Source organism: Ruegeria sp. YKSF131, from assembly GCF_059612645.1.
Window position 1 is genome coordinate 39,572 of record NZ_JBXWQZ010000031.1, and the last position, 8,961, is coordinate 48,532.

Annotated in this window: 9 protein-coding genes; 5 read left to right on the forward strand and 4 right to left on the reverse strand. The window is 53.7% G+C overall.

Annotation, left to right across the window (positions count from 1 at the left end):
• Positions 1–3: 3 nt before the first annotated feature.
• From AC2FLZ_RS12805 to AC2FLZ_RS12815, 3 genes are all read right to left on the reverse strand, one after another.
• On the reverse strand, positions 4–1,542 hold the full coding sequence (locus AC2FLZ_RS12805; protein WP_480493051.1) for a pilus assembly protein TadG-related protein: 1,539 nt from the start codon (positions 1,540–1,542) through the stop codon (positions 4–6).
• Positions 1,543–1,550: 8 nt separating this feature from the next.
• A complete protein-coding gene (cpaB, locus tag AC2FLZ_RS12810) occupies positions 1,551–2,510 on the reverse strand; it encodes a Flp pilus assembly protein CpaB (protein ID WP_480517255.1) in 960 nt (319 codons plus the stop codon).
• A gap of 135 nt (positions 2,511–2,645) precedes the next feature.
• Positions 2,646–2,822: a Flp family type IVb pilin gene (locus AC2FLZ_RS12815; RefSeq protein WP_209503749.1), complete on the reverse strand. Its 177-nt coding sequence runs from the start codon at positions 2,820–2,822 to the stop codon at positions 2,646–2,648.
• A gap of 634 nt (positions 2,823–3,456) precedes the next feature.
• Between AC2FLZ_RS12815 and AC2FLZ_RS12820 the strand changes: the two genes are divergently transcribed.
• Positions 3,457–4,173, forward strand: a complete 717-nt coding sequence (locus AC2FLZ_RS12820; RefSeq protein WP_480517253.1) for a helix-turn-helix transcriptional regulator — start codon at positions 3,457–3,459, stop codon at positions 4,171–4,173.
• Positions 4,174–4,644: 471 nt separating this feature from the next.
• The gene (locus tag AC2FLZ_RS12825; protein WP_480473092.1) at positions 4,645–4,830 is read left to right on the forward strand and encodes a hypothetical protein; all 186 of its coding nucleotides are present in this window, start codon (positions 4,645–4,647) and stop codon (positions 4,828–4,830) included.
• A gap of 236 nt (positions 4,831–5,066) precedes the next feature.
• Here AC2FLZ_RS12825 and AC2FLZ_RS12830 read toward each other — a convergent pair whose 3' ends face one another.
• On the reverse strand, positions 5,067–6,320 hold the full coding sequence (locus tag AC2FLZ_RS12830; protein WP_496882241.1) for a hypothetical protein: 1,254 nt from the start codon (positions 6,318–6,320) through the stop codon (positions 5,067–5,069).
• Between AC2FLZ_RS12830 and AC2FLZ_RS12835 the strand changes: the two genes are divergently transcribed.
• The 3 genes from AC2FLZ_RS12835 to AC2FLZ_RS12845 are packed head-to-tail and all read left to right on the forward strand — an operon-like array spanning position 6,301 to position 8,917.
• Positions 6,301–6,864 carry a PepSY domain-containing protein gene (locus AC2FLZ_RS12835; protein WP_480553691.1) on the forward strand — a complete coding sequence of 188 codons (564 nt, stop codon included), beginning with the start codon at positions 6,301–6,303 and terminating at the stop codon, positions 6,862–6,864. The two genes, AC2FLZ_RS12830 and AC2FLZ_RS12835, sit on opposite strands and share 20 nt — an antisense overlap.
• 38 nt (positions 6,865–6,902) lie before the next feature.
• A complete protein-coding gene (locus tag AC2FLZ_RS12840) occupies positions 6,903–7,562 on the forward strand; it encodes a response regulator transcription factor (RefSeq protein WP_480473086.1) in 660 nt (219 codons plus the stop codon).
• Entirely contained in the window at positions 7,562–8,917 is a 1,356-nt protein-coding gene (locus AC2FLZ_RS12845; protein WP_496882242.1) for an ATP-binding protein, read from the forward strand. The genes AC2FLZ_RS12840 and AC2FLZ_RS12845 overlap by 1 nt, the downstream gene beginning before the upstream one ends.
• Positions 8,918–8,961 lie beyond the last annotated feature (44 nt).

Genomic DNA, 8,961 nt, shown 5'->3' on the forward strand with positions numbered 1-8,961 from the left:
CCCCTATCGATACAACTGTACGACGTCGCGAAAGATGCCGCCGAACCCGTTGCCGCCGCTGCCAACACCGGTCACATCGGGGAAACCGACGACCTCTCCGTGGATGTCGAAACTGGGGGGCGAGCCGCCGTCATCACCCACCGGTTCAGTCAGGAACACGGCAACAAATTTTGTGACTGGAACTCCGGTAGTCGAACCGGAAACCGGGTTTTGCGCGCAATCAACACCAGCAGCCGTAACAACGCGCCGCGCCGGGTCTTCGGACATCTGGCTGGAACACATCGGGCGTCCGGTTTCAGCAAGCGAAGGGTCCAGAATGGAGTTTGCGTTCGGCGGCGCGTGAGGGTTTGTATTTCCGTAGGCTATTTCCCTCAAATACATTCCGTACCGCGTCCCGGCGAAAACGGTATCCGACCCGGACAGCGCGGGCAGATGCGAGTCGCTGCCTATGCCGTCGGCAATCCCATCTGCCAGATCGTGGTTTCGATTAAGGTATCCGGTTCGATCCCAGTTGCCGTCGCCGAAACGGTTGTTTCCGCCGCATGTGCCCGCAGTCATGCACAGGTCGCGCCCCAGACCAGTTGTATCAGGGGTCGTCTGTTCATTTCCCTGAATGCAAGCGCCGCCACCGTTGCTTTCAATCCCCTTGATCACATTTGGTGCGGGCGCGAAATCGATGTTGTTTTTCTCACCGTTGAGAACCGAGCGGTAGATGTCAAAGCGGACGTTGAATGCAGCATTGGTAATGCCGTTTTTCTGGCCGGGTTCGGTGTTCAGACCATTGGTCAGAACACATTGGGTGATCTGGCTTTGCGCCGCGATCAGACAGGCCAGTTTATTGCCCCCTTCGTCGGCACACACACCCGAGCTGTCTTGGAAATTCGCCAGATCAATAAAGCCGAAGTTACCCGGTCCCCAGGCCGTTCCGTTGCCGCCGCTGCGCAACAGGATCTGGTCGCCCACAGTCAAAGTGGATTCCCAATTCGGGGGCAGGCAGAACATCAGGGGTGAGATATCGCACGCCGCTTTCGAGTATCCGGCCACTGCCTCGGCTGAAACGCTGGCAGCAGAAAACCCAGCCCCACCAAGCATTTTGTCCAGCGCCGAAGCCAGGCTCATCGTCAGGGATTTGGGTGTCAACACGACTTGCGCGAACCTGGCCTTCCGTGGATCAGTTGTAATATCTGCGCCAAGCGGGGTCAGATCCGATGCCGGAAGCGCCGAGTGAAACAAGAGGGTATAATCCGACGATCCTGAAAGCGTGGTTGCCCCGTTCGCGAAGGTCTGGCTGTCGCTGACAAGATTTGCTGCTGCATTTGTGGCGCGTGTAATCGCGTCTGGTTGGCCGTCCAACTCTCCCGCTGCGGCCAAAGCCACGTTGTCGGCAAATGACTGCAGCTCTGCATGTGTCGAATTCAACCGGCCAACGTCCAGCGTGATCGCAAAGAACCCGAGGAATGCGACCAAAGCTGTGCCCCACAGGATCGCGACGGTGCCGTTCTCCTCTTGGGCGAATGCGGATATGATTGCATGTGCTCGCATGGCTGAACTTATTGACCAGGTGTCTGACTGACTGTGATTGGGCGAATGCGGGGTTTGACGCGCGGCATCGCGGACGCCGGCGCAAGGTGCGCATCTTTTGGGGTATCAGGTTGCAATTTGGCGGCGGGCGCGGCTTCTGTTTCCTGTTCCGCTTCTTCCTGTTGCCGCTGGATGGTCACAACCTCGGTCTCGGTTCCCCGGCGCAGCTTTACAGTGGGTTGAATATCAACCTTTTCTGCAGGTCCTTCCTCCTGCAGCAGATCGCGCAGGCGAACCATCTCCATGGGCTCATCCTCGACGCTGTCCAGGGTGCGCAGTGTAAGGCTCAGGGTTCCGGCCTTTTGAGCCAGGGCCAGACGTTGACCTTGCTGCGGGGTCACTTCCACTGTGATCGTGCGGGCGACCTCAGGCTGATCGCTTAATTCTTCCGACTGCTGGTCTACGCCAATGACGCGAATATTCTGCAAGATGGTGACCGCGCGCAGGTCCTGCTTGGCACCTTGGGTCAAGACGATATCAACGTGATCGCCCGGGGTAACAAAACCGCCCACGGCCGTTACAGCATCGACCTCGATTGCCATGGCGCGTGTGTTTTCCCCCAACTTTTGAACTAGGGTGACTTTTTCACCAAAGTTCGAAACCTTGGAAAGAAGCATTACTTCGCCGGGATAGAACCGGCCCTTGGCGCGCCGCAGCTGACGGCGATTGTTTGGAACAAGTACATCAATATCCGTGAAAACTCCGGCCGGGAGCGCCTCGCGCGGCCAGGGATGAATTGTGACGTCGTGCGCTTCGATCGTTTGACCAAAAGCGATTTCTGATCGGGCCACATAGATCTCAACCAGATCGGCATCTGGCGAGACACCGGCAGTGCTTGTCTTAAACTGAATGTGATCTTTCGCCAGGTAAACGGAACCGGACGCTATCGCAATTCCAAACAGTGTAGAAATGATTGGCCTGATACGCATCACTCTCTCCAACAATTACGTTCTGAAATATGGAACTTCGGTCGTCTTGCTTTCGCGAAATTCCTGGCGGTGAACTCTGCGCCGCAACAGTGGCACGGCGGCGCAGAGTTCAGTATTTTGGTAAGTGTGTTTGGGTCAGCAGGTCGCGCTACCCAGAGCAGCGCATGCACCAGTCACGTTTGTGTTGGTGGTGGTGCCCAGGTACGAGAATGCGCCAACTGCAATCGACGCCACGACCAAAAGAGCCAGGCCATATTCGACAATTGCTGCACCGCTTTCATTCTTAACAAACTTCTTCATGAATTTAGTCATTATTTCCCCCAAATAGGTTAGACGTTTTCAGCGCTCCATATTCTTGAGCGCAAGCCAGGCGAAAATGCATTAGCTCGGGAATCAGAATAGAATCGCAGGAGATGCGTGACCTCCTTCAAAGGTAACTGAAATACAATCAAAGATTGAAAGATTTTAAAGTAATAACTTCTATGGGAGATTACTTTTAACCCTGCATTAACAACCTATTAACATACGGCGAATCGCCTTTTTTCGAAACAATGAATTGAGTCGGGTCGCAATTGTGAGCAGGATGGTTGTTGATTTTTACTGAACGGTCAGGCAATCGCGGATTGGTCCCGTGCCGATTGTTGGTGATATGGTTCATAAAAACACATTAAAAACAGATAGATAAAGTTTTGTAGTAGTATTTGTTTGAAAACTTTCCGCGCAGACAAGCCAGATAATTCCGGTTGCTGTGGCTGCGTAAGGGGCACAAGTTAGTTGTTGTAATCCGAACCTGTTTGTTTGGTCGGTCTGTTTGGTTGAATGGTTAATTGTTATGAGTGTTAGTTTTTTAAAGAGCGCTCAGGCGAGGGAGAGTCTGGACTTTGTAGTGGAGTGGACTCAGGCCCTGTGCGGTAATGGCTCCTTGTCTCGATCCGTAAATTGTTTAATGCGCCTGGTAAATGCTGATGCGGTTCTAATAGTCAGAACGCAGAAAAAAGGTTGGAAGGCAAAGCACATTGCGCGCTGTTGTGTTCAGCTGGGAAAAATCTGGCCTTCACAGCCGCAAACGCAGGCCGAACTGGTTATTGGGGAGTGTATATCAACTGCAAGAGCGGGTTCAGTCTGGAAACTATCAGACCTGGTGTTTTCCGACGCATCACCAATGTCCCATTATCGGCCTCAAAAGCCTGAAGGGCTGGTGGAGGTTATCCTGATTCCGCTGGACGTAGCCGGGGCGCAGGTCGATTACATCGAGCTTCATTACAGTATTCGCCCGCAGACCTTTGAACTTGATCTGATAAGTGCGCTGGCTCCAACACTTTCATCTGGCTGGAGTAAACGCTTACCCGGAACGGTTGCTGCCAATTCCGAAGTTCTTCGGGGTCACCGGTCCAGATACGACAGCAACAATCGCTTCGTTCCAATCCTTGATCCAAATAACCCAGCCGAACTCAGCAGATGCGAGTTTCGGGTATGTGCGATGATGAAAGAGGGAATGACAGTGAAGACAATCTCGGAGACTTTGTCCATTGGCCCGACGACGGTTCGTTCGCACTTAAGTTCCATATTTTCCAAGACAGGGGCAACGAGCCAGATCGAGCTTTTGCATCTGTTAAACCGAAGCGTTGATGCTGACAGGGGTTTTGCTCAGATTGCGGGTTAGCGAACCGAATGGATTGCTACCAGGACGGTCTGAAGACCTTTCCTTGATCTTTTTTGGATCTATCCGCCGTCATGGTCTCGCCTTTTGTCGTGCCACGCCGGTCGAATAACTGCTGAACTGTGTCGTAATTTCGTCGGCTGTTTTGTAAGTTTCTTTTTTTCGGCCGCAATTTTGCCCTCTATTGCGGTGTAGGGAATCTGACTCGTTCGCTTTGACGATCTGCCACTTTCGTGCGGGGAAACAACCCTACGGAGTAGGGGGAGTTCGCCTGATTTTTCTGTTCGTCCCACTTGATCGCAGATACAATAGAAGGAATTATTCTTTTTTGTTAACGGCTTAGTCTTTGTTCATGATTTCGCGACAACATTAACATAATGTGAACAATGTATTCTCTGAGTGTTCAACTGGTTCGGGGCATACTAATCGCACAGGCCGGGCAAACCACGTCCGGTTGAATGGAAGGGGAACAGCATGATCAAGACTGCTATTGAGGTTGCGCCGTATGCATGTGCGACAATGCAACCCCATAATCCCGTCATGAATGGCGAAGTTTCAAGCAATACAAATTCGAGCAGCAGTCGCTTCCCTCCTATCGAAAATGCACTGACAGAAATCGTAAATAACAAGCGACTTGAAGAGGCGAACCGGGACTTCTGAAGATCAGAACGTCCGATAGATTTCCAGATCAACATGATCAGGGAACGATAAAGCCCGCTCCGAATTGGAGCGGGCTATATTTTTTCTCAGTAACCTTTGCCAACTTGCGTAGGGCATGCGCGCAATACAACCTGGCGGTCAGGATCTTTACGAGAAAGTCGGGCCAGCCAAACGGCTGGTAATCACTTAGCTGGCCCGGTCTTTTGCCCACTTCATAAGAATGAAGGCAAAAGCTGTTAGCTATCCAGTCCGAGCATTGCCTTTACAGCAGCCTCGACCTCGTCGGTGACGGGTTTGTTCGCAGCGTCTTCCAATGCCGCGCGCTCATCGAGTGACTGCTGCTCAACGGCGTCAGTCAGGTCTTCGACGTCTTGCACGGCTTCCTCATATTCCAAGGCTGCCTGTTTTTCGGCATTCAGGCTGTCAGCGGTATCTTTGGAAGCCTGCAGATCATCGTTTGCGTCCTGAAGAGCGTCCTCGATATCAGGATCGGTGCCTCCCGCGTCTGCCAGCTGCTGTTCGAGATCATCGACGATGTCCTGCTTTTCCTGAACATCGGCCAGCGCTTCCTCAAGGTCGTCATTGATTTCGGCGCTGGAGCGATCCGGCGGGGTCATATCATCCAGAAGGTCTTGTTTTTCGGCAAGTTCAGCTCGGATGCTGTCGCCAGCCAGAACCGTATCGCGATAGGTTGCAATGCGACCGACGCGCGAATTCGGTGCAGCGTTCTGAAGGGCCTTCTCACTTGCGTTGGCTGCGTTCAGTGCACCCAGTTCTGAAGGGTGGACACCCAGTGCGGCAGCCAGTTTATTCCCCTTCTTATGGGAATCGGTCAGGTCCGTTTCCTCGACCTGAACCTTGGATTTTGTCGCGTGCGCGGCCGGTGCGGTCTTGGTCTGAGTTTTCTTGGACTTCTTACCGGTAAACAGCTCTTTCAAAGAGAACGATTTTCCCTTCGAGGATTTTGACTTCGAACCCTTTGCGCCAGAGGTTGTGCGCCCCGACTTACCGGCGGATTTTGAACCACCACTTTTGGTCGCCCCATTACCACCGCCGTTGCCTTTGCCATTTCCGGCGTTGTCGCTGTTTCCATTACCGCCGCCGTTTCCTTTACCGCCACCATTGCCTCCACCGTTGCCATTGCCGTCTTTGGCGTAGGCCACATCTGGAAGGGCAACTGCCGCCACGATAGCAGTGGAGCCCAACATTGCGATTGCGAGAGCGGAGGCCTTCAGCACGCCGGTCAAATTGGTTATCATAGCGATCCTCGTAGGTCGAACGCGAGTTTCATTTGGGCCGGCAGAGTATTTCGCGGTCAGCACACACGAAAAACCGCTAGCCGGAATCAATATCTGACAGGTGCTATCTAAACCGATCATCATTGAACCCACGCCAAACTGGTCGTTCATCGCCAGTTCATGTTGAAATCGGTAGATTGTTAAGGTGGTTGCGCAGTAAAGAGTGCCGAAGATGAAGAAGCTCTTGACCATCTTGTTTCTTGTTGCCGTTCTCCAGCCCGGAGAAGGCGATGCAGCCGTTCGTGAGCTGAAGCAGGCGGAGCTGCGCAAAGCGACAACCACTGGCAACGCTATCCGTCTTCAGGACGTCATCAAAGGCGTCGAGCAGGTCTTTGGCGGAACGCCCATTGATGCGCGTGCTTTTCAGGCCGACAAAGTTTACTACCGCGTGCTGGTCAAAAAACCGAACGGGAAGATTGTTAGTGTTATTGTAAACGCAAAAACCGGCGTCGTCGTTTCCAACAGGTCCACGATCGGCAAACAAATCACAGAAGCGGCGAAATCTGCGCCCGGAAACTCGGCCAATGCGAAATCTCAAGGCAAGTCTTCTGCCAACGCAAACGGGGGTCAAAGCGGCAACCGTGGGAACAGCGGTGGCGGTCACGGCAATTCTGGCGGCAATGGTGGAGGCAATTCCGGAGGTAACGGTGGCGGCAATTCCGGAGGCAACGGTGGTGGCAACTCTGGTGGAAATGGCGGCGGCAATTCTGGCGGAAACGGTGGTGGTAAAAAGTAATGGTTAAACTGCCATACGCACGCCTATAATTCCTAAGTATGAGAGTCTTACTGGCAGAAGACGAACCGCACCTTTGCGAGCAGATCAAGAAACTGTTGAACGCTGAAGGTCGGGTCGTAGACATTGTGAACAGCGGCCTGGAAGCTTTGCATCTGGGCGCAACAGAACCTTATGACATGATCATCCTCGATATTGGATTGCCGGAACGTGATGGCATTTCAGTTCTACGGGAATGGCGCAGTGCGGGTATCAAGACACCTGTGCTGATCCTCACGGCCCGCGATGGCTGGAGCGAAAGGGTCGACGGGTTGGACGCAGGCGCGGACGACTACATGACCAAGCCGTTCCATATGCCCGAACTGGCAGCGCGGGTCCGTGCCATCCTGCGGCGGCAGAGCGGCCAGTTGAATCCCGTCGTTGAAATGGGAAATGTTGTGCTGGATACCCGCAACGGGCGTGTGACGGCGGATGGCGTGCCCATCGACCTGACCGCCCAGGAGCTGGCTGTTCTCACGTATCTGGCCCATAATATTGGGCGTATGATCTCAAGGACCGAACTGTCAGAGCATATCTACGAATACGATGGAGACAGGGACTCGAACACCATCGCCGTCTTCATAACCCGTCTGCGCAAAAAACTTGGCCCTGATCTGATCACAACGATTAGGGGCCGCGGATATATGATCGACTCTGCCTGATGTTATCCCTGCGTCAACGGGCTCTACTGGGGGGGATCACGTCGGGTGCCCTTTCAGTGGGTGTCGGTACGCTGGCCGTGTTCTCGTTCATTAATGCTCGCGTTTCAGACAGGTTTGATACCGCACTACTTGATCGTCACACGCAACTGGTCGTTGGGTTGAGCGTTACGACCCATGATCCGGATGCGCTGCGGGATCTGATGTTCGATCCAGCCTATGGCACACCGTATTCCGGCAGATACTGGCAAGTCAGCAACAGCGAAGGCGAGATCTTTACGTCGGCTTCCCTGTTCGACGAAGTCATTGCCGAACCCCCCGGTAACCCTGATGTAACGACGCTTTGGAACACGCCCGGTCCGGAAAGCGAAGCTTTACGAGGAGCCTTTCAGAAAATTACTTATGAGGATGGTACGGTCTGGGGGGTAAGCGTTGCCGAAAGTCAGGCCCAGCTTGTCGCGGAACGTCGCGCTGCACAACAAAACCTGCTTCCGGTTTTTGCGCTGGTCGGTCTGATCGGTGTCGTTGGATCGCTACTGCTGACGTCAATCATCCTGACGCCACTCAGAAAGCTGCGGTCGGATGTGGCGCACCGTTGGGAACGGGACGAAGACCTTAGACCAGGCGATTATCCAGAAGAGGTGTCTCCTCTGGTCGAGGATTTGAACCAGCTCTTGCGCCGAAATCGGGAAATCGTATCAGGATCACGTCGTCAGGCGGCAGATTTGGCTCATGCCCTGAAAACACCTACTGCGATCATGCGCAATGAACTGGTGCTGTTGTCCGAAGCGGGAGGTTCTACGGATACTGCTGTGGAAGCTCTCGACCGTATTGACGCGCAACTGGGCCGGTCTTTGGCCAGAATGCGGGCGCTGAACACTGCAGATTTGACCCATTCTCGTACTGATCTGTCTCATTCGATTGATCGACTGGCGCGGCTGTTCACGACCATGGCCGAGCGCGATGGAAAGTCATTGAAAATTGAGCGCGACCCGGGTCTTTGGGTGCGTATGGACGCGCAGGATATCGAAGAAGTTTTGGGCAACCTGCTGGATAACGCAGTCAAATGGTGCAAACACAAGGTCCGTTTGACGGCTAAGAGGACCCAGAACGGGATCGAAGTTGTGATTGACGATGATGGCCCGGGAATTCCTCAGGACGCTCACCGCGAGGCGCTACGTTCCGGGGGAAGGCTGGATACTTCTGTCTCGGGCAGCGGCCTTGGGCTGGCTATAGCGGTTGATCTGCTGAAGGCTTATGACTGCCGGATTGAACTGGGGGCATCCGGTTTTCTAGGCGGTTTGGAATGCCGGATCGTTATACCAAAAGGAACCAACGCGCATTCTGCATCAGGATGATTTTTTGCCCTGAAGGTTCAGGGTGGTTTGGGTGTGTCGTAAGT